Raw genomic sequence first — 22918 nt, 5'->3', positions numbered from 1 at the left:
GGGTCGCGTGCCCGCCCCCGCCCAGCGCCTACAGACGTCCGATGTCCCACACCGGCATCTTCGGCACCCGCCGGGCCGGCACCTTCCCGCTCAGCAGAATCAGCCGGGCCGCCCGGTGCCGCTGCCCCGCATAGGGCTCCAGCAACCGCAGCATCTCCGCGTCGTCGGCGTCCCGGTCCCCGGCCAGCGCCCAGCCCACGATGCCCGGCAGGTGCACGTCGCCGACGGTCACCTCGTCCGCCGCCCCATGACTGCGCTGCACGACCTCCGCGGACGTCCAGGGCCCGATCCCCGGCACGACCTCCAGCCGCGCCCGCGCCGCGACCGGGTCCATCCGCACGGCCTCCTCCAGCCGCGCGGCGACCCGCACGGCTCGCAGGACCGTCGACGCCCGCTTGTTGTCGACCCCGGCCCGATGCCATTCCCAGGAGGGGATCAGCGCCCACGTCCGGGGCTCCGGCATCACACACATGCCCCCGGGCACGGGCCCCGGCGCCGGCTCGCCGAACTTCCGTACCAGCAGCCGCCACGCCCGATACGCCTCGTCCGTCGTGACCTTCTGCTCCAGGATCGACGGGATCAACGACTCCAGCACCAGCCCCGTCCGCGTCAGCCGCAGCCCCGGCCGCCGATGCCGGGTCATCGCCACCAGCCGGTGCCGGGGCGTGAAGGCCGACGGGTCGTCCGCCGCCCCCAGCAGCTCCGGCAGCCGGTCGAGCAGCCACTCCGCCCCCGGCCCCCACGCCTCGCCGCGCACGTCGGTGCCGTGCGCGGTGACCCGCAGCGTCCCGGGCCCGGCGGGGGTCCGGCTGGTCCGCCAGACGGACCCGTCGGGCGTCGCCCGGAACGTCGGGTCGCCGGGGCCGCGCCGCAGCGGCCCCAGCACCAGCCCGAGATCCAGCGGCCCGTCCGGCGCGTACGTCCGCACCCGCCCCGGCCCGCTCGCCGGCCGCGGCACCCCGCCGGGCACGGCGACCTGCCCACCGCGCACGGTCGTACGGGTGGGCCGGGGAGCGAAACGTCCTGCCACGAGGTGAGGTCCTAGGGATGGGGATCAGCAGAAATATGGGGAGCAGTGGAAAAGGGACTCTACGAGCGTACGGTCACCGCACCTCGATGAACGCCCCCGCGTCCCGCTCGGCCCGCGGTCTCGGCGCCTCCGCCGGATGCCCGATCGCCACGGCGCCCATCGGATCCCAGTCCTCCGGCAGCCCCAGCACCTCCCGGACCACGTCCCGGCAGAACATCGTGGACGACACCCACGCGGACCCGAGCCGTTCCCCGGCCAGCGCGACGAGGAAGTTCTGCACCCCGGCGCCGGTGGCGACCACGAACATCTCCCGCTCGGCCCCGTCCCGCCGCGCGTCCCCATAGGTGTGCGAGCCGTCCATGACGAGGCACGGCACGGCCAGGTACGGCGCGTTGCGCAGCACGTCACCGCGCCGCATCCGCCTGGCGATGGACTCCTCGCTCTTGCCGTCCCGGCGCAGGTCCGCGATCCACGCCTCGCGCATCGCGTCGAGCAGCCGGGTGCGGGACTCCTGCGACTCCAGCAGGACGAAACGCCAGGGCGTGGTGTGGTGCGGCGCGGGCGCGGTCACGGCGGCGGCCACCGCGCGGCGTACCGCGCCCGGGTCGACGGGCTGGTCCGTGAACGAGCGGACCGTGCGGCGCTGGGTGACCGCTTCCCGTACCGCCTCGGACGTGCCCAGCCGGAACATGTCGTCGCGCGCGTCGCGCACCAGCGCCCGGGCGCCGTCGCCGTCCTGCCCGGCCGCGACCACGTGCGGCAGCCCGCGCACCACGGCGACGGGCAGCCCGGCCGCCTTGCCCTTGACCAGGTCGCCGGCGGCGGCGAGTTCGTCGGCGGTGGCGACGACGGTGGCGCTGAGCGGGTTGCCGTGGGCGTCCGTGCCACCGCGCAGATCGTCCAGGACGTGCACCCCGGCGGCGCCGATCGCGACGTCGGTGAGCCCCGACCGCCAGGGCCGCCCGAAGGTGTCGGTGACGACGACGCCGACGTCGACACCGAGAGTGTCGCGCAGCCCGTCGCGGATGGCCCGCGCGGAGGCGTCCGGGTCCTCGGGGAGCAGCAGTACCGTGCCGGCCGGCGTGTTGGAGGCGTCGACGCCGGCGGCCGCCATCACCAGGCCGCGCCGGTTCTCGACGATGCGCAGGGTGCCGCGCCGGGCCACCACGCGGACCGTCTCCGCGTCGATCGCGGCCTCGCGGTCCGCCGCCTCGACGATCCGGCCCTCCGCCTTGGAGACGATCTTCGAGGTGACCAGGACGACGTCCCCGTCGGCCAGTCCCGGTTCGGCGGCGGCGATCAGCTTGGCCAGGTCGTCCCCGGCGGCGATCTCGGGGATGCCGGGCACGGCCCAGACCCGGTAGGCGGGGGAAACGTCCGCGGCGCCGCCGTCCGCCGGGGTGCCGTACGCGCTGTGCTCGGTGCTCACGCGCCGCGCACCTCCTCCGCCAGTGCGAGCGCCTCGCGGGCCATCCGCGCGGTCGCGTCGAGGTCGGTCATCATCAGCGGCACCGCCTTGCAGCGGATGCCGGCCGCCTCCACGCGCGCGACGGACGCCGCGTCGACGGTGTCGACCAGCCAGCCGTCGAGCAGCCCGGAGCCGTAGTGCTCGGCCACCGCGGCGGCCGTGGCCTCGACGCCGACCGCGGCCAGCACCTTGTCGGCCATGCCCCGCACCGGCGCGTCCCCGACGATGGGGGACAGACCCACCACCGGCACCCCGGCCTCGGCGATGGCCTCACGGACGCCGGGCACGGCGAGGATGGTGCCGACGGACACCACGGGGTTGGAGGGCGGGAAGAGGACGACGTCCGCCTCGGCGATCGCCTCCAGGACACCGGGTGCCGGCTTCGCCTGCTCGGCGCCGACCGGCACGATCGCCTGGGCGGGGACGGAGGCCCGCAGCCGTACCCAGTACTCCTGGAAGTGCACCGCCCGGCGTTCGCCGTCCAGGTCGACCGCGACATGGGTCTCCACCCGGTCGTCGGTCATCGGGATGAGCCGTACGCCCGGCTTCCAGCGGTCGCACAGCGCCTCGGTCACCGCGCTGAGCGGATACCCGGCGCCGATCATCTGCGTCCGCACGATGTGCGTGGCGAAGTCCCGGTCGCCCAGCCCGAACCATTCGGGTCCCACGCCGTACGCCGCCAGCTCCTCCTTCAGATGGAAGGTCTCATCGGCTCGCCCCCAGCCCTGCTCCTCGTTGATACCGCCGCCGAGCGTGTACATCACCGTGTCGAGGTCCGGGCAGACCTTCAGCCCGAAGAGGTGGATGTCGTCCCCGGTGTTACCGATGACGGTGATGTCCGCGTCCGGCACGGCCCGCTTGAGACCGCGCAGGAACCGGGCACCGCCGATACCGCCTGCCAGAACCACAATGCGCATGGGGTTCAGTCTTGCAGGCGGGTACGACAACGCGTCAGACAGTCAGGGAACGCGGCCGTGCCGCTTCGCAGTGCGGGGCCGTGGGGGTCCCCCCGGTCGAACGAAGCTGAGACTGGGGGAGCATGGGCATCTCGGTCAGGCCGGGGAAGTAGACGTGCAGGCTCACGGCCGGTTCGAGGCTGTCGTTGACGACCTCGTGCACGTACCCCGGCGCGAACACCCGCTGGGCGCCCGCGGCCAGCGCGCGGGTACGGCGCCCGGAGTGCTCGGTGAGCGTGCCGTCCAGGACGGTCAGCACTCCGGAGGACTGGCCGTGATCGTGCCGCCCGCTGCCCTGACCGGGCACCCAGGACAGCAGCCAGACCTCGTAGCCGGGCCCGGTGCGCAGCCGGTGGTACCAGCGGGAGGCGGCGTCGTAGCGCACCAGGTGCTCCCACTGGGCCCGGTCGGCGGCGATGGAACGGGCCAGGCCGACGAACTCCGCCACGGTGGCCGGGTGCTCGCGCGGCGTCTGGAGCAGGTGCGGTACTTCGAGGATGTCGCCGGCGATCTGCAGGTCGCTGTCGCTGTTCATGGGTGCGGTGGTTCCTTGGCGGAGGAGCGAACGGAGTGGTTGCCCCGCGCGAGGGCGGAGGGAGGGGAACAGCGGCCGGGTCTGAAGGGACGCGGCCAGGGCCGGAGCGCGTGGGGCTCAACAGCAGGAACAGCGACAGCTACAGCGCGCGCGGGCAGCACCGAGGGACCCGGCGGTGCGGGTCGAGGTGAGTGCCAAGTTCGCGAGCATGCCCACTAGGACAGCGGCTCACACCTCCACTGTCAACTCGAAGCCCGGATCGTGGGACCTGTTTCACCTCTTCCGGTCGATCTGCCAGATGAAAGGTTTGTTCACCCGCCCACCGGGACACATGGCGTCCAACCGGGTGCGCAAGGCTCGTTGCGATCCTGTGATCCGACTGTGATCCGGTTCGCTTCGGCGTGCGTATCGGAACGAGATCGAACTCCGGGGCGTCCTTCTCCGTACAGGTACGTGCGGGGCGGTGGACCCTCGTGGGCTCTGTCTGCGTGTCAAGGTTTATGGCGATTTGAACACTTTCCGCACGGCCTTGGTTCCGCAGAGTGAATAAGGGGCTCAATAGCAGATCTCGGCTTGACTCGCCCGGAGCAGCACACTTGTAATTTCACTCGTGTCGTTCAGCCGGGATCGGTAACGGCTACATCACGGGGACGCGAAAGACAGACGAGGGGCGCACATGACCGAGCTGGTGCAGCAACTGCTGGTCGACGACGCGGACGAGGAACTCGGCTGGCAGGAGCGCGCGCTGTGCGCCCAGACCGACCCCGAGTCCTTCTTTCCCGAGAAGGGCGGCTCCACCCGCGAGGCCAAGAAGGTCTGTCTCGCCTGCGAGGTCCGCTCCGAATGCCTCGAGTACGCGCTCGCCAACGACGAGCGGTTCGGCATCTGGGGCGGCCTGTCCGAGCGTGAGCGCCGCCGGCTGAAGAAGGCGGCCGTCTGACCCGGCCCACCGCACGCCAGGGCGGACACAAGGTGCGAACGGCCCGTCGCGGGTGGGTTGTCCACAGGCGGCGGGCCGCCGTCATGCCCAGCCGATAGTGTGGTCGCTCGTCCGAGACGCCCCGCTGCCCCCTCGGGGCACAGGCGTCCACCGCAGTCCACCGAACCGGGGCCCGTACCTCGATGTCCGTGCACAGCCACCCGGCAGCAGGCCAAGACCTCTCTGCCACCGCAGCGTTTGATCCGGCCCGCCCGCCCGAGTATCCGCGTCACGTCGTGACAGCCGTCCTCGTCTCCCACGACGGCGCCCGCTGGCTGCCCGACGCGCTCACCGGGCTGCTCGGCCAGGAGCGCCCCGTGCAGTCCGTCATGGCCGCCGACACCGGCAGCGCCGACGACTCCGCCCAGCTGGTCACCGACGCCCTCGGTCCCGATCGCGTGCTGCACCTCGCCCGGCGCACCGGCTTCGGCCAGGCCGTCGACGAGGCCCACCGCACCGCCCCGCACCTCACCCCCGAGGAGCTGCCGTACCTGAAGCGGCCCAGCGGCTGGGACCCCGTCACCCGCCAGTGGCGCGACGACGCCTACGACCTGCCGGAACTCCCGCACGGCGAGCCCGTCCAGTGGCTGTGGCTGCTGCACGACGACTGCGCCCCCGAACCCGACGCCCTCGCCCAGCTGCTGCGCGTCGTGGAGAACGAACTGGAGCTGGGCCGCGACGACGTGGCCGTCGTCGGCCCCAAGCTGCGCGGCTGGTACGACAAACGGCAGCTCCTGGAGGTCGGCGTCTCCATCGCCAACTCCGGCCGCCGCTGGACCGGCCTGGACCGCCGGGAACAGGACCAGGGCCAGCACGACCACGTCCGGCCCGTGCTCTCCGTCTCCACCGCCGGCATGCTGATCCGCCGCGACGTCTTCGAACAGCTCGGCGGCTTCGACCGGCGGCTGCCCCTCATGCGCGACGACGTCGACCTGTGCTGGCGCGCCCACGCGGCCGGCCACCGCGTCCTCGTCGCCCCCGACGCGGTCGTCCGGCACGCCGAGGCCGCCTCCCGCGAGCGCCGCACCGTCGACTGCGCGGGCCGCACCAGCGCCTCCCCGCACAAGGTCGACAAGGCCGGCGCCGTCTACACCCTGCTCGTCAACACCCGTACGGCCACGCTGCCGTGGGTCCTGCTGCGGCTGGTGCTCGGCACCCTCCTCAGGACCCTCGCCTACCTCGTCGGCAAGGTCCCCGGACAGGCCGTCGACGAGATCCGGGGCCTGCTGAGCGTGCTGCTGCGGCCCGAGCGGATCGTCGCCGGACGCCGCCGGCGCGGCAAGCCGCAGATCGACAAGGGCGAACTGCGGGCACTGTTCCCGCCGCCCGGCGCGACCGTGCGGGCCACCGTCGAACAGGTCGCGAGCAACGTCGTCGGCCGCTCCGACTCCGAGACCACCGCCGGCGCGGGACGGCACGGCGGCGCGATCGAGTCCGGACCCGGCGGCGACGACGCCGACTTCATGGAGATCGAGCAGTTCGCCCGCCTCAAGCGCATCGCCCGCAACCCCGCGCCGATGCTCTTCCTGGTGCTGCTGCTCGTCTCCCTGGCCGCCTGCCGCGCACTGCTCGGCGGCGGCGCCCTCACGGGCGGCGCCCTGCTGCCCGCCCCCGCCGACTCCGGCGAGCTGTGGTCGCGCTACCTCGACGCCTGGCACCCGGTCGGCGCCGGCGGCACCCCCGCCGCACCGCCCTACCTCGGGTTCGTCGCGCTGCTGGCCTCCGTGCTCTTCGGCTCCACCGGCCTCGCGGTCACCGTGCTGCTGGTCTGCTCGGTGCCGCTGGCCGGACTCACCGCGTACTTCGCCTCCCGGCCGCTCGTCGAGTCCCGCCTGCTGCGCGCCTGGGCCGCCGTCGTCTACGCCTTCCTGCCCGCCACCACCGGTGCCCTCGCCGGCGGCCGCCTCGGCACCGCCGTCCTCGCCGTGCTGCTGCCGCTGCTGGCCCGCGCGGGCGTCGCCGCCGGCGGCCTCGCCCACCACAGCGGCGCCCGCGGCAGCTGGCGAGCCACCTGGGCGTACGCCCTGCTGCTGACGATCACCACCGCGTTCACCCCGATCGTGTGGCCGGTCGCGCTCGTCCTCGGCATCGGCGTGCTCGCCGTCCGCCGCACCGACATCACCGCCTACGGCCTGCGCTTCCTGGCCCAGCTCGGCACCCCCCTGCTGGTCCTCGCCCCCTGGTCGCTGTCGCTGCTGCCGTTCGGCTTCTTCCGGGAAGCCGGCCTGGAGTACGGCGCCTCCGCCGCCTCCGCGCTCGACCTGCTCGGCGCCAGCCCTGGCGGATCCGGCACGGTCGACGGGCTGATGCTGATCGGCATCGTGCTCGCCGCGCTGGCCGCCCTGCTGCGCTCCGAACGCCGCGCCGGCATCTGGACGGCCTGGGCGGCAGCCCTGGTCGGCCTCGTCTTCGCGGCGCTGTCCAACGGCTCCGCCTGGGCCGGCCCCGCCACCCTCGTCTACGGCCTCGCCCTCCTCGCCGCCGCCGTCCTCGGCGCCGACGGGGCACGCGCGCGGGTGGCCGAACAGAGCTTCGGCTGGCGCCAGCCCGTCGCCGCGCTGATCGCCTTCGCGTCCGCCGCCGGCCCGCTCCTGGTCGCCGCCGGCTGGATGATCCGCGGCGCCGACGGACCCCTGGAGCGGCGCGAGCCGGTGCAGGTGCCCGCGTTCGTCGCCGAGGACAGCGGCACCCGCGACCAGGCCCGCACGCTCGTCCTCGAGAGCGACTCCACCGCCCACGTCCGCTACACCCTGGTCCGCGGCTCCGGCGCCCGCCTCGGCGACGCCGAACTCGCCGCCGCGCAGGGCGAGAACGACCGGCTCGGCAAGGTCGTCGCCAACCTCGTCGCCGGCTCCGGCGCCGACCAGGCCGACCAGCTCGGCGCCTTCGCCGTGCGGTACGTGCTGGTCCACAAGGGCGCCCCGCGCGAGGTCAGCCGCGTCCTGGACACCACGCCGGGCCTGATGCGGCTCAGCCAGGACGACGGCACCGCGCTGTGGCGGGTGATCCGCGACGTCTCCCGCGCGGCGATCGTCCCGGCCTCCGGCTCCGGCGAGCCGCGGCCCGTCGCCGCCGGACCCGTCGAGATCCACACGACGATCCCGGCGGGCGCCGACGGCCGCGTGCTGCGCCTCGCCGACTCCGCCGCCGAGGGCTGGACCGCCACCCTCGACGGCAAGCCGCTCACCGCCACCACGGTCGACGGCTGGGCCCAGGGCTTCGAACTCCCCGCCTCCGGCGGCCGCCTGGACGTCACCTACGACGACCCGTTCACCCACACCGCGTGGCTGTGGGCCCAGGGCGCGCTCGCCGTCGTCCTGGTCGTCCTCGCCCTCCCCGGCCGCCGCCGCGACATCGACGACGACCTCCCCGAGGAGACCCCGGTCCCCGCCCAGGCCGCCGCCGGCGAGGGCCGCCGCGCCCGCCGGCTGCGCGCCCAGGCCGAGGCCGAGGGCACCGCCCCCGACGCGGCCCCGTCCCCTCCGCAGGAGGAGACCCCGGCGCCGGTGCCGCAGCAGCCGTCCTACGGAGTGGGGGTGCCCCCGGCCGAGGACGTTCCGGCCTGGGGGACGGACACCGCGGCCCCGGCGCACCCGCACACCGAGTACGAGCAGTACCAGGGATACGGCCAGACGTACCCGGCGGACGCCTACCAGGGCGGCCAGTACGACCCGTACGCGTACGGCGGTCCGGCCCAGCCCGGGGCCTACGAGCAGCAGACGTACGAGCAGGCGGCGTACGACCAGACGGCCTACCAGGCGGGCTACGAGGCGCCGTACGACCCGGCGCGGCAGCCGCACGGCAGTGAGCGTTCCGACGGGAGCCAGCAGTGAACCGCACCACCCTGTCCCTGTTCGCCGGCACGGCCGCGCTCGCCGCCGTCACCGCGGTCGCCACGCTCACCGCCCCCGACGCGACGGGCACGGACGCGGACACCGCCCGCGCGGCCGCGCAACTGCCCGTCGAGCGCACCAGCCTGGCGTGCCCGGCGCCCAGCTCCTCCGACCTCGCGGAGACGGCGTACACGTCCTTCACGCCCGTCACCAAGGGCGCGGGCGGCGACGGCAAGGCCGAACTCGGCTCCGCCACGCGGAAGTCGACGGACGACGGGGCGAAGCAGGAGGACGAGCCCGCCAAGCCCGCGCTCAAGCCCGCGAAGCCGGGGACGCCGGCCGCCGGCGACGCCTCCGGAGCCGACGCGCCCGCGCTGATCGGCACCGCCGAGGGGGCGTACGCGCCGGGCTGGACCGTCCAGCAGACCACCGAGGTCACCGCCGGCACCGGGCGCGGGCTGCAGGGCGTCAACTGCACCGCGCCGGACACCGAGTTCTGGTTCCCGGGGGCGAGCACGGGCGCGGGACGCACGGACTACCTCCACCTCACCAACCCCGACGACTCGGCCGCCGTCGTGGACATCGAGCTGTACGGCAAGGACGGCGCGCTGGAGTCCCCGGCGGGCGAGGGCATGACGGTCCCGCCGCGCTCCACCGAGCCGATCCTGCTGTCCACGCTGACCGAGGAGGAGCAGACCAACCTCACCGTGCACGTGATCGTGCGCGGCGGGCGGGTCGGCGCGGCGGTCCAGGCCCTCGACGACAAGCTGGGCGGCGACTGGCTGACGGCGTCCGCGGACCCCACGGGCAGCCTGGTGCTGCCGGGTATCCCCAAGGACGCCACGGCCGTCCGGCTCGTCGCGTTCTCGCCGGGCGACACGGACGCCGACCTGAAGGTGCGGCTCGCCTCGCCGTCGGGTCTGATCACCCCCGCCGGCAGCGAGACGCTGCACGTCAAGGCGGGTATGACGACCGCGATCGACCTCGGCGAGGTCACCCGCGGGGAGGCGGGCTCCCTGGTCCTGACGCCCACGGACCGGTCGGTTCCGGTGGTGGCCGCCGTGCGCGTGCTGCGCGGCAAGGGCGCCGGACAGGAGACGGCGTTCATCCCGGCGACCGAGGCGGTGGAGACCCGCGCCAGCGTGGCCGGCAACGGCGCCAAGGACACGACCCTGTCCCTGACCGCCCCCGGCGAGACGGCGAAGGTCAAGGTCACGGCGTCGGCGGGCAGCGAGGGCGGCACGCCGGTGTCCAGGACGTACACGATCAAGTCCGCCACGACGCAGGACGTCGAGCTGCCGGTCCCGAGCGGTCTGAAGGGCACCTACGCCCTGACCGTGGAGCCCGTCTCGGGCGGCCCGGTCCACGCCGCCCGCACCGTCACCGCGAACCAGGACGGCGTGCCGGCCTTCACGGTCCAGACGCTGCCGGACGACCGGGGGACGGTGGCGGTGCCGCAGGTGGAGGAGGACCTCTCGGTGCTCCAGGACTAGGGCGACTGCCCTAGCCGCCCGGCCCGCGCCGGCTCAGTCCTCCCCGTACCGCGGGTCCACCGTCTCCGGTGTCAGCCCCAGCAGTTCGGCGACCTGCTCCACGACGACCTCGTGCACCAGCGCCGCCCGCTCGTCCCGGCCCTTCGTGCGGATCTCGACCGGCCGCCGGTAGACGACGACCCGCGCGTGCCGTCCCTCGCGCGCCGGGACCGTCCCGCCGAGCGGCACCGCCTCGTCGTTCCAGCCCTGCTCCGGCCCGTCCAGCCGGGGCACCTCCAGGACGAGGAAATCGATGTCGGCGAGCTGCGGCCACCGCCGCTCCAGCCGCTCCACGGAGTCCTGGACCAGGTCCGCGAACACGTCGGCGCGGCTCGCGGCGAGCGGGACCTGCGGCGGCGCGATCGGGCCGCGCATACCCCGGCCGTGACGATCACGGCGGCGGGGACCGGGGCCGGCGGCGCGGGGCGGTACTCGGTTGTCCATCACTGGTGAAGGGTAGTCCTCGCGCACGGCGTGTCGCCGGATGACCATTCCGGCCAAGGTTGAGCTCGATTACGTATCTCTACGGGACCGGAGACCGCGAGGCAAATGACGGTGTTTGTGCCGAGTGGTGACCGGAACCGGTTCGGTCCGAGCGCCCGAATATGCATGTATGTGCAGGTCAGTGGGGTATGCCAGAGGGGGTGTGTGGGACGTTTCACAACACGACACGGTGGAGTGACCTGGTGGAGAGTCGTCGCGGCCCGCTCAAGAGTGCGGTACCGTCCAACGTCGTGAGCCCTGTACGTCGCTGTTCGCGAACCGCCTGCGGTCGACCCGCCGTCGCGACGCTGACGTACGTCTACGCCGACTCGACCGCGGTCCTCGGCCCGCTCGCCACCTACGCCGAACCCCACTGCTACGACCTGTGCGCCGAGCACTCCGAGCGCCTCACCGCCCCGCGCGGCTGGGAGGTCGTCCGGCTGCTCGACGGTTCGGCCCCCGCCCGCCCGAGCGGCGACGACCTGGAAGCGCTTGCCAACGCGGTCCGCGAGGCGGCCCGCCCGCAGGAGCGCGCCGCCCAGGCCGGCGGCGGCGGTCGCGCGGCGGACCCGATGGAGGTCGCGCGCCGCGGCCACCTGCGCGTCCTGCGGTCGCCCGACAGCTGAGCGGGCGTCAACTCGCCGATGGCCGAGCCTTCCCACTCGGCACGGGTGCCCTGATCGCCGTACCGCAGGCCCGTCGGCTTCCCGAACCGGTCTGCGCGCGTGCCGGTGCGAAATGGACCGCCTCAGTACCCGAGTTGAGGCCCTGACCTGAGCCGACGGCGCGGCATCCAGTCGCCGGACCACACAGCGCAATGCGGGCGCGGGCGGGTAGTTTGTGGTGACCGACAGGACTTCCAGGAGGGTTGGCCGTGGCTGCTGATCTGTCACAGCTCGTGAAGGCGTACGACGTGCGCGGAGTCGTCCCCGACCAGTGGGACGAGTCCCTGGCCGAGCTCTTCGGTGCGGCCTTCGCACAGGTGACCGGCGCGGACGCGATCGTGATCGGCCACGACATGCGGCCGTCGTCGCCGGGCCTGTCCAGCGCCTTCGCGCGCGGGGCGGCGGCGCTCGGCGTCGACGTCACCGAGATCGGTCTGTGCTCCACCGACCAGCTGTACTACGCCTCGGGCGCGCTGGACCTGCCCGGCGCCATGTTCACCGCCTCGCACAACCCGGCCCAGTACAACGGCATCAAGATGTGCCGCGCGGGCGCCGCCCCCGTCGGCCAGGACACCGGCCTCGCCGAGATCCGCGAACTCGTCGAGCAGTGGAGCGAGTCGGGCGCCCCGCAGCCGGCGGCGACGCCGGGAACCGTCACGCGGCGGGACACGTTGGAGGACTACGCGGCCCACCTCCGCTCCCTCGTCGACCTCACCTCCATCCGCCCCCTGAAGGTCGTCGTCGACGCGGGCAACGGCATGGGCGGCCACACCGTGCCGACGGTCTTCGAAGGCCTGCCGCTGGAGCTCGTCCCCATGTACTTCGAGCTGGACGGCACGTTCCCCAACCACGAGGCCAACCCGCTCGACCCGGCCAACATCGTCGACCTCCAGGAGCGGGTCCGCGCGGAGGGCGCCGACCTCGGCATCGCCTTCGACGGCGACGCCGACCGCTGCTTCGTCGTCGACGAGCACGGCGACCCCGTGCCGCCGTCCGCCATCACGGCCCTCGTCGCCGCCCGCGAGCTCGCCAAGCACGGCGGCAAGGGCACGATCATCCACAACCTGATCACCTCCTGGTCCGTCCCGGAGGTCGTGAAGGAGAACGGCGGCACGACGGTCCGCACCCGCGTCGGCCACTCCTTCATCAAGGCCGAGATGGCGAGGACCGGCGCGATCTTCGGCGGCGAGCACTCCGCGCACTACTACTTCCGCGACTTCTGGAACGCCGACACGGGCATGCTCGCCGCCCTGCACGTCCTGGCGGCCCTCGGCGGCCAGGAAGGCACCCTGTCCGCCCTCGTCGCCGAGTACGACCGCTACGCCGGCTCCGGCGAGATCAACTCCACCGTCGACGACCAGGCCGCCCGCCTCGCCGCGATCAAGGCGGCGTACGAGTCCCAGGAGGGCGTCACCCTCGACGAGCTGGACGGACTCACCGTCACCGCCGCCGACTGGTGGTTCAACGTCCGCCCCTCCAACACCGAGCCCCTCCTGCGCCTCAACGCCGAGGCCCGCGACGAGGCGACGATGGCCAAGGTCCGCGACGAGGTCCTCGAGATCATCCGCGGCTGACACCCCGGCAGGAGCGGCCGACGCGGGAGCGGGTACCCGGCCGAGCGGCCAGGGCGCCAGGGGCGAACCCCCCTCGGCGCCCGCCCGCCCCCGCGCCTCCCCGGCATCCGCCCAACCCCGGCACACCACCCCCCACGGCGGTACGCTGACCAGGCACGACCGCACACGGCGCCGTACCAGCCACACGGCCCCACCCACACACATCCGCGCCCCGAAGGGAACCCCCATGCCGCTCGAAGCCGGCCTCCTGGAGATCCTCGCCTGCCCGGCCTGCCACGCCCCGCTCAAGGAGCAGGACGCCGAGCTGATCTGCACCGGCCAGGACTGCGGCCTGGCGTACCCCGTCCGCGACGGCATCCCCGTCCTCCTCGTCGACGAGGCCCGCCGCCCGGCGTAACGCGAACCCCGGCGCCCCGCGCCGCGGAGCACCGCACACAGGCGACCCGCACAGACGACCAGACGACCCGGCTTCGGAGGCTGCCGCCCATGCTGGACGAATCGCTGCTCGACAACCCCGAGGCCCTGGCCGAGGCCGACCGGCGCGGCCTGCTGCGCGGCGCCGCCGAGGCCGGCGCCCGCGTCCGCACCGCGGCCCGGCACGCCGCCGAGGCCGGCATCGGCGACCTCAAGCCGGACGGCCGCCCCCGCGCGGTCCTGATCGCCGGCCCCGGCGCCGCCCCCACCCACGCCGCCGACCTCCTCGGCACCCTCGCCGGCCCCGGCAGCCCGGTCATCCGCCTGGCGCCCACCGGGGTCGCCCCCGCCGCCGGAGCCCTGCGCTGGGAACTCCCCGGCTGGGCCGGCTCCGTCGACCTCCTGCTCATCGCCACCCCCGACGGCACCGAACCCGGCCTCTCCCTGCTCGCCGAGCAGGCCTACCGCCGCGGCTGCACGGTCGTCGCCGTCGCCCCGCCCCGCACCCCGATCGCCGAGGCCGTCGCCGGCGCCCACGGCCTCTTCGTACCGCTGGCCACCGCCCCGTACGAGCAGGACGAACCCCTCGCCGGATCCGCCCCCGGAGTGCTGTGGGCGCTGCTCACACCCCTCCTCGCGCTGCTGGACCGCGTCGGACTGCTTGGCGCCCCCGGCGACGCGCTGGAGAAGGTCGCCGACCGCCTCGACCAGATCGCCGAACGCTGCGGCCCGGCCATCGCCACCTACAGCAACCCCGCCAAGACCCTCGCCGCCGAGGTGGCCGACGCCCTCCCGGTGATCTGGACCGAGGGCACCTCCGCCGGCCCCGCGGGCCGCCGCTTCGCCGCCGGCCTCGCCGAGCTGTCCGGCCGGCCCGCCCTGGTCGCCGAACTGCCCGAGGCGCTCGCCGCGCACAGCGCCCTCCTCGCGGGCCCGCTCGCCGCCAGCGCCGACCCGGACGACTTCTTCCGCGACCGCGTGGAGGAGCCGCCCGCCCTGCACGCGCGCGTGGTGCTGCTCCGCGACCGCCCCATCGGCGGCCTCACCGCGGCCCCCGCGGCCCGCGACCTGGCCCTCAGCCACGACACGCCGATCAGCGAACTGGAACCGGAGGCCGGAGGCGAACTGGAGACCCTGGCCGAACTGATCGCCATCACGGATTTCGCCGCCGTTTACCTGGCGCTCGCATCGAGGGCCTGATCTTGCCCAGGACGCCCTGACCGCCGTAGGCCCGCCGGGCCGCGGCGCACGCGTCGCAAGCACCGAGAAACCGGCAGAAGGAACGCAGAGCCCCATGGACCGCCTGGACAACACCATCCGCCCCTACGCCTGGGGCTCCACCACCGCGATCCCGCGGTTGCTCGGGGTCGAGCCGACCGGCGAACCCCAGGCGGAGATGTGGATGGGCGCCCACCCGGGAGCCCCGTCGCGCACCCCGCGTGGCACCCTGGCCGAGGTCCTGGACGCCGACCCGGAGCAGGAGCTGGGCGCTGCCGCCGTCGCCAGGTTCGGCCCGCGGCTGCCGTTCCTCCTCAAGATCCTCGCCGCCGGCGCCCCCCTCTCCCTCCAGGTGCACCCCGACCTCGCCCAGGCGAAGGAGGGCTACGAGGACGAGGAGCGCCGCGGCGTGCCGGTGGACGCGCCGCACCGCAACTACAAGGACGCCAACCACAAGCCCGAACTGATCTGCGCGCTCACCGAGTTCGACGGCCTGTGCGGCTTCCGCGACCCCGTACAGACCGCCGGCCTCCTCGACGGGCTGGGCGTCGCCTCCCTCAAGCCGTACGTCGACCTGCTGCACGCCCACCCCGAGGACGCGGCGCTGCGCGAGGTCCTGACCGCCGTCCTCTCCGCGGACCGCGAGGAGATGGCCCACACGGTCGTCGAGGCCACCGCCGCCTGCACCCGCCTCGGCGGCGCCTACGCGCCCTACGCCGACATCGCCCACCACTACCCCGGCGACCCGGGCGTCATCGCCGCGATGCTGCTGAACCACGTCCGGCTCCAGCCCGGCGAGGCCCTGTTCCTCGGCGCCGGCATCCCGCACGCCTACCTCAAGGGCCTCGGCGTCGAGATCATGGCCAACTCCGACAACGTCCTGCGCTGCGGCCTGACCCCCAAGCACGTGGACGTCCCCGAACTCCTGCGGATCGTCCGCTTCGAGGCGAGCGACCCGGGCGTGCTGCGCCCGGAGGCGACCCCCGACGGGGAGGAGGTGTACGAGACCCCCATCGACGAGTTCCGGCTCTCCCGGTACGTCCTCCCCGAGGGCGGCGCCGACCACGACCTCACCCGCGGCACCCCGCAGATCCTGCTCTGCACGGCCGGCGCGGTACGGACGGGCGAGCACGAACTGCGCCCCGGCCAGTCCGTCTTCGTCCCGGCGGGTGAAAAGGCCGAAGTGTCCGGCTCCGGAACGCTTTTCAGGGCCACGGTCATCGCCTGACAACTTCGTAAAGCCTGCGTAAGGACGCCCATCGACGCCGCCCGCGCGGGGACTGCAACAATGGCCCACCGTCAAGGGCGGGCAAAGCCCGGCAGCAGCAGTGGCGTACGTAAGAAGGGACAACGCGAACACATGAGCGCGTCAGGCGGCACCAAGGCGATCGTGGCGGCACTCGCCGCCAACCTCGCGATCGCGGCATCCAAGTTTGTGGCGTTCCTCTTCAGCGGCTCGTCCTCGATGCTCGCCGAGTCCGTGCACTCCCTCGCCGACTCCGGCAACCAGGGCCTGCTGCTCCTCGGCGGCAAGAAGGCCCAGCGCAAGGCCACCCCGCAGCACCCGTTCGGCTACGGCCGCGAGCGCTACATCTACGCCTTCCTCGTCTCGATCGTCCTGTTCTCGGTCGGTGGCATGTTCGCCATCTACGAGGGCTACGAGAAGATCAAGCACCCGCACGAGATCGAGCACTGGTACTGGCCGGTCGGCGTCCTGGTCTTCGCGATCATCGCCGAGGCGTTCTCCTTCCGCACGGCCATCAAGGAGTCCAACGTCCTGCGCGGCCGCAAGTCCTGGAAGGAGTTCGTCCGCCACGCCAAGGCGCCGGAGCTGCCGGTCGTCCTCCTGGAGGACCTCGGCGCCCTCGTCGGCCTGATCCTCGCGCTCGGCGGCGTGGGCCTCGCCCTGCTCACCGGTGACGGCGTGTGGGACGGCATCGGCACCCTCTGCATCGGCGTGCTGCTCATCCTGATCGCGCTGGTCCTGGCCGCCGAGACCAAGTCGCTGCTCCTCGGCGAGTCCGCGGGCCTCGAAGAGGTCCAGAAGATCGAGGCCGCGACCGTCGACGGCGAGACCGTCACCCGCATCATCCACATGCGCACGCTCCACCTCGGCCCCGAGGAACTGCTCGTCGCCGCCAAGATCGCCGTCCGGCACGACGACACGGCCGGCGAGATCGCCGCCGCCATCGACGCCGCCGAGGCCCGCATCCGCGAGGCCGTCCCGACCGCCCGCGTCATCTACCTCGAGCCGGACATCTACAGCGAGGCCGAGGCCGCCAAGGGCCCCGACCCGGAGGCCACCCCGGGCGGCCCGACGCCGCAGGCCGACGGCCACTGATCCGGAACGGCCGAAGGGCCCCGCCGCTCGACAGGAGCGACGGGGCCCTTCACGTGCGCAGGCCTTCCTGTCCGGTCATCTGAAGTGATCCGGCCAGAACTGCACCAACTCCGCCGGCCGCCGCCGCACGCTCCGGGCCCGGATCGCGAGCAGGACCGCCCCGGCCAGCAGCACCAGCCCGAACAGCAGAAGCAGGGCCAGCAGCACGGGCCCGGTATAGGACCCGGTCACCCGGCCGACGACCGCCTCCGCCGGGACCGTGCCGCCCTGGTCGTCGGGGAACGCGCGCGAATCCCGCGAGTTCAGCCGGTGGTCCCCGAGCAGGAACAGCCGGCCCTCCGGCACACGCACGTCGTACGGACGGCCCAGCCCGTCCGCGACACCACCGTCGACGTACGGCTCCACCAGCGGCGCGCCGTCGCGCAGGATCCGCTCCTTCGCCGTCCCCGTCGCCCCGACGCAGCACACCACCCGGTCACCGCCCATACCGATCACCCGCTGCAGGACGTAGTCGTCCCCGTAGCGATCCGGCACTCCGTAGAGCACCACATCACCCCGCCGCACCTCGTCCGCGCCGACACGCTCCACGACGACGGGATCACCGACGCCGTACGTGGGCCGCATGCTCTCGCCCTGCACCGTGACCAGCTTGTACCCGTCCCGCAGGGACACCAGGGCCGTGACCATCAACGCCACCCCCAGCATCCCCACAACCCAGGCCACCACCGTGACCCGGCGTATCTCGTCCACCCCGCCACTCCCTCCCCACAAGGAACATCCGCGGCCGCAGAGGCTAGCGGCCGCCCCGTCGTCGGCCGCACCCGGCAGCCGCTCCCGGACCCCACCGGCGAGGGCGAAGACACCACCGCGACGCCATGTGATCGGCGCGATGTGTTCGCCCGTGGGCTGGGGACCGGCGGGCCGACCGGTGTAGCTTGGGACGGAGCCAGACGTCGCTGCTGATGGCGGTCGGGCGGTCCCATCGCGGACCGACCGAGGGAGAGAGGGCCTCCGACGGACTGCGCTGCGCGTACGCGGGCATGCCTGTGTCCTCTTCGGGCACCCCGGTGTCCGCCGCCGCGCAGATCAGCCGTACCCACCTCGACCCAACCTCCGAGGAGCAGCTCGTAATGACGACTGTCGACAACCGACAGGACTTCAAGGTCGCCGACCTCTCCCTCGCCGAATTCGGCCGCAAGGAGATCACCCTCGCCGAACACGAGATGCCGGGCCTGATGGCGATCCGCAAGGAATACGCCGAGGCACAGCCCCTCAAGGGCGCCCGCATCACCGGCTCCCTGCACATGACCGTGCAGACCGCGGTCCTCATCGAGACGCTGGCCGCCCTGGGCGCACAGGTCCGCTGGGCCTCCTGCAACATCTTCTCCACCCAGGACCACGCGGCCGCCGCCATCGCCGTGGGCCCGAACGGCACGCCCGACAACCCCCAGGGCATCCCGGTCTTCGCCTGGAAGGGCGAGACCCTGGAGGAGTACTGGTGGTGCACGGAGCAGGCGCTGACCTGGCCGAACACCCCCACCGGCGGCCCGAACATGATCCTGGACGACGGTGGCGACGCCACCCTCCTCGTCCACAAGGGCGTCGAGTACGAGAAGGACGGCAAGGTCCCCTCGCCCGACACCGCCGAGTCCGAGGAGCACCGCGTCATCCTCGAGCTCCTCACCCGCACGGTCGCCGAGAGCCCGCAGAAGTGGACCCAGCTGGCGTCCGAGATCCGCGGCGTCACCGAGGAGACCACCACCGGTGTCCACCGCCTGTACGAGATGCAGCGCGAAGGCACCCTCCTGTTCCCGGCGATCAACGTCAACGACGCCGTCACCAAGTCGAAGTTCGACAACAAGTACGGCTGCCGCCACTCCCTGATCGACGGCATCAACCGCGCCACCGACACCCTGATCGGCGGCAAGACCGCGGTCGTCTGCGGCTACGGCGACGTGGGCAAGGGCTGCGCCGAGTCCCTGCGCGGACAGGGCGCCCGAGTGATCGTCACCGAGATCGACCCGATCTGCGCCCTCCAGGCCGCGATGGACGGCTACCAGGTCACGACCCTCGACGAGGTCATCGACAAGGCCGACATCTTCGTCACCACGACCGGCAACAAGGACATCATCATGGCCTCGGACATGGCCAAGATGAAGCACCAGGCGATCGTCGGCAACATCGGCCACTTCGACAACGAGATCGACATGGCCGGCCTCGCCAAGGTCCCCGGCATCGTCAAGGACGAGGTCAAGCCGCAGGTCCACACCTGGACGTTCCCCGACGGCAAGGTCATCATCGTCCTGTCCGAGGGCCGCCTGCTGAACCTGGGCAACGCCACCGGTCACCCGTCGTTCGTGATGTCCAACTCCTTCGCGGACCAGACGCTGGCCCAGATCGAGCTGTTCACCAAGCCCGACGAGTACCCGACCGACGTCTACGTGCTGCCCAAGCACCTCGACGAGAAGGTCGCCCGCCTCCACCTGGACGCGCTCGGCGTGAAGCTGACCACGCTCCGCCCCGAGCAGGCCGAGTACATCGGCGTGAAGGTCGAGGGCCCGTTCAAGCCGGACCACTACCGCTACTGAGTCGCGGCCCCGCCCGCCGGGAAGCGCGCCCGTGCACCGGCGCGCCGTCCCGGCGGCAGGTCCTCCGAGGCAGGCCCCCGCACCCCCGTGTCGGGGGCCTGCCCCTTTGGCCGGACCGGTCGGCGGCCGACTCGGCCGGACCGGCGTCCGCCATCCGACCGGCGTCCGTCGGCCGGAAACCCGGGCGACTCGACAACCGGAAACCCGGGCGACTCAACGAGGTGACCCGACCAGCCCGTCAACCCCAGGACCCCCATGCCCCGCGGCCGCTATTCGCTCCACGATCCGCACGATCACACCCCCCTCGCACAAGAGCACTTCCACTGCGCCCCCGGCCCCTCCGGCTGGCGCTACGTCTCCCAGCTGACGACCCCGTCCGGCGACCACCTGGGCTCCGTCGACCTGGCCCTCGACGACCTCGGCCGCCCCATCCGCCTCGAACTCCACGCCGGCGGCTGGCAGGTGCGCGGCGCCGCCCTCGACGGCGTCACCTGGGTCCGCACGGACCCCACCGGCGCTCACGCCACGGAAGGCAACGTCCCCGCTCACGCCTTCACCGGCACATCCCCCGCGTTCCTCGTCGCCACCGCCCGTCTGCTCCGCCTCACCCCCTCCGGAACCGCCACCCGCGTACGCCTCGTCGCCTTCACGGACCCGGTCCTCGCCCCGCTCACCGTCGACCAGTCCTGGGCCCTGGTGAACAGAGAAACACACGCCACTGACAACGCCCCCCTGACCGTGGACGAATACCAGGTCACAGCCCTGGACACGGGCGAGCAGCACACCGTGCACATCACCGGCGACGTGGTCCTCGCGGCACCCGGCATCGAGCTGGAGGACCTGGAAACCCCGCCGTCCGTGTTCGAGTGAGGCTCCGGCCAGGCGGTGGGCCTTCAGGCCGGGGGAACGAACCCGGTGGCAGGCGGCTCGCCCACCGCGGATGAGGAAGGGCCGGCGCCGGTCGGCGGGGCGTACGCCCCAGTCACCGGGCCGGAGTCGAAGCCGGATCCGGAGCCGAAGCCGGAACCGGAGCTTGAGCTGGAGTCGGAGCCCGCTCCCGCCGACTGAACGGTGCCGCCGGCGGCCGTCGCGCCGTTGGCGTACACCCGCCGGACCTCCCGGGCCTGGCGCTCCTGCACCACGGCCGCCAGATAGGCGGCCGGAGGAACCCCGTGTGGCACCGGAGCACCCGTCCGCGCCGCGACGTCGGTGGCGAGACGTTCCGCCATCGCCCAGCCCACCTGCGGATCGAGCTGCTGCATCCGCGTCAGGTACTGGCGCACGGCCAGCCACAGCCCGTCCGGAACCGCGGACAGATCAAGGCCCGAGAACCGCCCCGACAGCCACGGCGGAGGCGGCGGCACGAACGCCGTCCGCGCCTCGGGCACCCGCTCCCGCACGACGAGGGTCCCCGCGAACACGTCCCCCAGCCGCCGCCCCCGCTCCGAGACCAGCGAGGCGATACAGGCGACGACTCCGAACGTCATCAGAATCTCGACGACCCCGATCGCCCCGCGTACCAGCGCGTGCCGGAACCGGATCGGCCCGCCGTCGTCCCGCACCACCCGCAGCCCGCAAGCCAGCTTCCCGAGCGACCGCCCGTGGCTCAGCGTCTCCACCGCTATCGGCCCGCCCACCAGCACCAGCACGAACGCCGCGACCGACAACGCCGTCCGGGCGGCCACGTCCAGCGAAGCGGTGGCCAGGATCAGCACGATCGACACGCCGAAATAGGCCAGCACGGCCACGACCAGATCGAGCAGCACGGCCAGCGCCCTGCTGGGCAGCCTCGCAGGGCGCAGCTCCAGCGCCACCGCCTCACCCGTCACCAGCTCACTCACGCCCCGCTGTCCTTCCCTGACCTGCCCCCGGAACGGCCAGTCTGCCAAGCTGAGGGCACATCGCGCCGCAGTACGACAAGCTGATCCACGACGAGTCCCCGACGAAACAGCCGAGGGAGCAGGCACACCGATGGACCTCGACGTCTTCGTCTCCGCCCACCGCGCGGAGTGGGACCGCCTGGACGCCCTGCTGCAACGCCAGCGTCGCCTCACCGGCCCCGAGGTCGACGAGCTCGTCTCGCTCTACCAGCGCACCGCCACCCACCTCTCCCTCATCCAGTCGAGCGCCCCCGATCCCCAGCTGACCGGGCGGCTCAGCCAGCTGGTGGCACGCGCGCGTGGAGCGGTGACGGGAACCCGCCGAGCCTCCTGGCGCGACGTCACCCGCTTCCTCACCTACGGATTCCCCGCCGCCGTCTACCGATCACGGCACTGGTGGGTGCCCACCGCTCTGCTCTCCACGCTGATCGCGGCCCTCCTCGGCTGGTGGATCGGCACGCACCCCGAGGTCCAGGCCTCCATCGCCGCCCCCACCGAGCTGCGCGAGCTGACCCGCCCCGGCGGCGAGTACGAGTCCTACTACTCCAGCCACCCCGCGGCCTCCTTCGCCGCCCAGGTCTGGACGAACAACGCCCAGGCCGCCGCCGTATGCCTGGTCATGGGCGTCTTCCTCGGCCTCCCGGTCATCTGGATCCTGCTCCTCAACATGCTCAACCTCGGCATCGGCTTCGGCCTGATGTCCGCGGCCGGCCGCCTCGACACCTTCCTCGGCCTCGTCCTCCCGCACGGCTTGCTGGAACTCACCGCGGTCTTCGTCGCGGCCGGAACCGGTCTCCGCCTCGGCTGGACCCTCATCGACCCGGGCCCCCGCACCCGCCGCACGGCCCTCGCCGAGGAGGGACGAGCCGCCATCGGCATGGCGATCGGCCTTGCACTGGTCCTCTTCGTCGCCGGCGCCATCGAAGGCTTCGTCACCCCGTCGGGCCTGCCGACATGGGCCCGCATCACCATCGGAATCGTCGCTGAACTGGTCTTTCTCACCTACGTCTACGTCCTCGGCGGACGTGCGGCCCGCGCGGGCGAGACCGGCGACGTTGGGGCGGACGAGCGCAGCGCGACCGCGCCGACGGCCGCGTGATGTGCATCCACGTCCTGTGAGCTGCTAGTCTCCTCTTCGCCCCGCAAGAGCCGTTGACACGGAGCGCGCGGGGAGGTAGATTCGAACAGTTGCCTGGACTGGACGTCATCCGGTCGGTAACCTTGAGAACCTATCCGCTTCGAAGAAACGTCGATGAAACGGCGATTTCGACGAAGCACTCCTCCCGATGAAATCGGAAATGAACGGCCGGTCTGACCGGCCCGGAAGATCTGATAAAGTCGGAGGCGCCGGAAAGGGAAACGCGAAAGCGGGAACCTGGAAAGCACCGAGGAAATCGGATCGAGAAAAGATCTGATAGAGTC

General features: G+C 73.0%; 19 protein-coding genes. 12 read left to right on the top strand and 7 right to left on the bottom strand.

The genetic code is table 11. From position 1 onward, the window contains the following. Positions 1-28 precede the first annotated feature (28 nt). From AMK31_RS16620 to AMK31_RS16605, 4 genes are all read right to left on the bottom strand, one after another. Positions 29-1030, bottom strand: a complete 1002-nt coding sequence (locus AMK31_RS16620) for a DNA-3-methyladenine glycosylase family protein (RefSeq protein WP_073941317.1) — start codon at positions 1028-1030, stop codon at positions 29-31. Positions 1031-1103: 73 nt separating this feature from the next. After that, entirely contained in the window at positions 1104-2459 is a 1356-nt protein-coding gene (locus AMK31_RS16615) for a coenzyme F420-0:L-glutamate ligase (protein WP_073941316.1), read from the bottom strand. Continuing rightward, a complete protein-coding gene (gene cofD, locus AMK31_RS16610) occupies positions 2456-3415 on the bottom strand; it encodes a 2-phospho-L-lactate transferase (RefSeq protein WP_073941315.1) in 960 nt (319 codons plus the stop codon). The genes AMK31_RS16615 and cofD overlap by 4 nt, the downstream gene beginning before the upstream one ends. 34 nt (positions 3416-3449) lie before the next feature. Then, positions 3450-3989, bottom strand: coding sequence for a cysteine dioxygenase (locus tag AMK31_RS16605; RefSeq protein ID WP_073941314.1), 540 nt, complete (start codon positions 3987-3989; stop codon positions 3450-3452). A gap of 676 nt (positions 3990-4665) precedes the next feature. On the opposite strand from AMK31_RS16605, the gene AMK31_RS16595 reads away from it, so the two are divergent. The 3 genes from AMK31_RS16595 (at position 4666) to AMK31_RS16585 (ending at position 10294) form a co-directional block, all read left to right on the top strand. Next, positions 4666-4929: a WhiB family transcriptional regulator gene (locus AMK31_RS16595; RefSeq protein ID WP_003975777.1), complete on the top strand. Its 264-nt coding sequence runs from the start codon at positions 4666-4668 to the stop codon at positions 4927-4929. A gap of 182 nt (positions 4930-5111) precedes the next feature. Beyond that, entirely contained in the window at positions 5112-8801 is a 3690-nt protein-coding gene (locus AMK31_RS16590; protein ID WP_079186850.1) for a glycosyltransferase family 2 protein, read from the top strand. Next, positions 8798-10294, top strand: coding sequence for a DUF5719 family protein (locus tag AMK31_RS16585; protein ID WP_073941311.1), 1497 nt, complete (start codon positions 8798-8800; stop codon positions 10292-10294). Before AMK31_RS16590 ends, AMK31_RS16585 begins: the two co-directional genes overlap by 4 nt. 33 nt (positions 10295-10327) lie before the next feature. Here the strand turns inward: AMK31_RS16585 and AMK31_RS16580 are convergent, their stop codons facing one another. Further along, positions 10328-10777 carry a metallopeptidase family protein gene (locus AMK31_RS16580; RefSeq protein WP_073941310.1) on the bottom strand — a complete coding sequence of 150 codons (450 nt, stop codon included), beginning with the start codon at positions 10775-10777 and terminating at the stop codon, positions 10328-10330. A 242-nt stretch (positions 10778-11019) separates the two neighbouring features. Here AMK31_RS16580 and AMK31_RS16575 point away from each other — a divergent pair, with 242 nt between their 5' ends. The 6 genes from AMK31_RS16575 (at position 11020) to AMK31_RS16550 (ending at position 17028) form a co-directional block, all read left to right on the top strand. Beyond that, positions 11020-11442: a DUF3499 domain-containing protein gene (locus AMK31_RS16575; RefSeq protein ID WP_073941309.1), complete on the top strand. Its 423-nt coding sequence runs from the start codon at positions 11020-11022 to the stop codon at positions 11440-11442. A gap of 248 nt (positions 11443-11690) precedes the next feature. Next, positions 11691-13055, top strand: coding sequence for a phosphomannomutase/phosphoglucomutase (locus AMK31_RS16570; RefSeq protein ID WP_073941308.1), 1365 nt, complete (start codon positions 11691-11693; stop codon positions 13053-13055). Between the two features lie 226 nt (positions 13056-13281). Further along, positions 13282-13452 (top strand): Trm112 family protein, encoded by a 171-nt coding sequence (locus tag AMK31_RS16565; protein ID WP_020940431.1) that lies wholly within the window; start codon positions 13282-13284, stop codon positions 13450-13452. An 89-nt stretch (positions 13453-13541) separates the two neighbouring features. Continuing rightward, entirely contained in the window at positions 13542-14669 is a 1128-nt protein-coding gene (locus AMK31_RS16560; protein WP_073941307.1) for an SIS domain-containing protein, read from the top strand. Positions 14670-14763: 94 nt separating this feature from the next. Beyond that, positions 14764-15915 (top strand): mannose-6-phosphate isomerase, class I, encoded by a 1152-nt coding sequence (gene manA / locus AMK31_RS16555; protein ID WP_073941306.1) that lies wholly within the window; start codon positions 14764-14766, stop codon positions 15913-15915. A gap of 132 nt (positions 15916-16047) precedes the next feature. Beyond that, a complete protein-coding gene (locus AMK31_RS16550) occupies positions 16048-17028 on the top strand; it encodes a cation diffusion facilitator family transporter (protein WP_073941305.1) in 981 nt (326 codons plus the stop codon). 75 nt (positions 17029-17103) lie between these two features. Here the strand turns inward: AMK31_RS16550 and lepB are convergent, their stop codons facing one another. After that, entirely contained in the window at positions 17104-17778 is a 675-nt protein-coding gene (gene lepB / locus AMK31_RS16545; protein WP_241842659.1) for a signal peptidase I, read from the bottom strand. Positions 17779-18158: 380 nt separating this feature from the next. Between lepB and ahcY the strand changes: the two genes are divergently transcribed. Together ahcY and AMK31_RS16535 are read left to right on the top strand one after the other, a co-directional pair. Further along, entirely contained in the window at positions 18159-19616 is a 1458-nt protein-coding gene (gene ahcY / locus AMK31_RS16540; RefSeq protein ID WP_073941304.1) for an adenosylhomocysteinase, read from the top strand. A gap of 255 nt (positions 19617-19871) precedes the next feature. Then, entirely contained in the window at positions 19872-20486 is a 615-nt protein-coding gene (locus AMK31_RS16535) for a hypothetical protein (RefSeq protein WP_073941303.1), read from the top strand. A gap of 23 nt (positions 20487-20509) precedes the next feature. On the opposite strand, the gene AMK31_RS16530 is transcribed toward AMK31_RS16535, so the two are convergent. Then, positions 20510-21457 carry an RDD family protein gene (locus AMK31_RS16530; RefSeq protein ID WP_107468633.1) on the bottom strand — a complete coding sequence of 316 codons (948 nt, stop codon included), beginning with the start codon at positions 21455-21457 and terminating at the stop codon, positions 20510-20512. Positions 21458-21587: 130 nt separating this feature from the next. Here AMK31_RS16530 and AMK31_RS16525 point away from each other — a divergent pair, with 130 nt between their 5' ends. After that, positions 21588-22595 (top strand): stage II sporulation protein M, encoded by a 1008-nt coding sequence (locus tag AMK31_RS16525; RefSeq protein WP_073941302.1) that lies wholly within the window; start codon positions 21588-21590, stop codon positions 22593-22595. The last annotated feature ends 323 nt before the right edge of the window (positions 22596-22918 follow it).

Origin of the sequence: Streptomyces sp. TSRI0107, assembly GCF_001905845.1 — a bacterium.
In the GTDB taxonomy this organism is placed as follows: Bacteria; Actinomycetota; Actinomycetes; order Streptomycetales; family Streptomycetaceae; genus Streptomyces.
The sequence above is the reverse complement of the archived record's forward strand: the minus strand, read 5'-3'. Positions and strand labels throughout refer to the sequence as shown.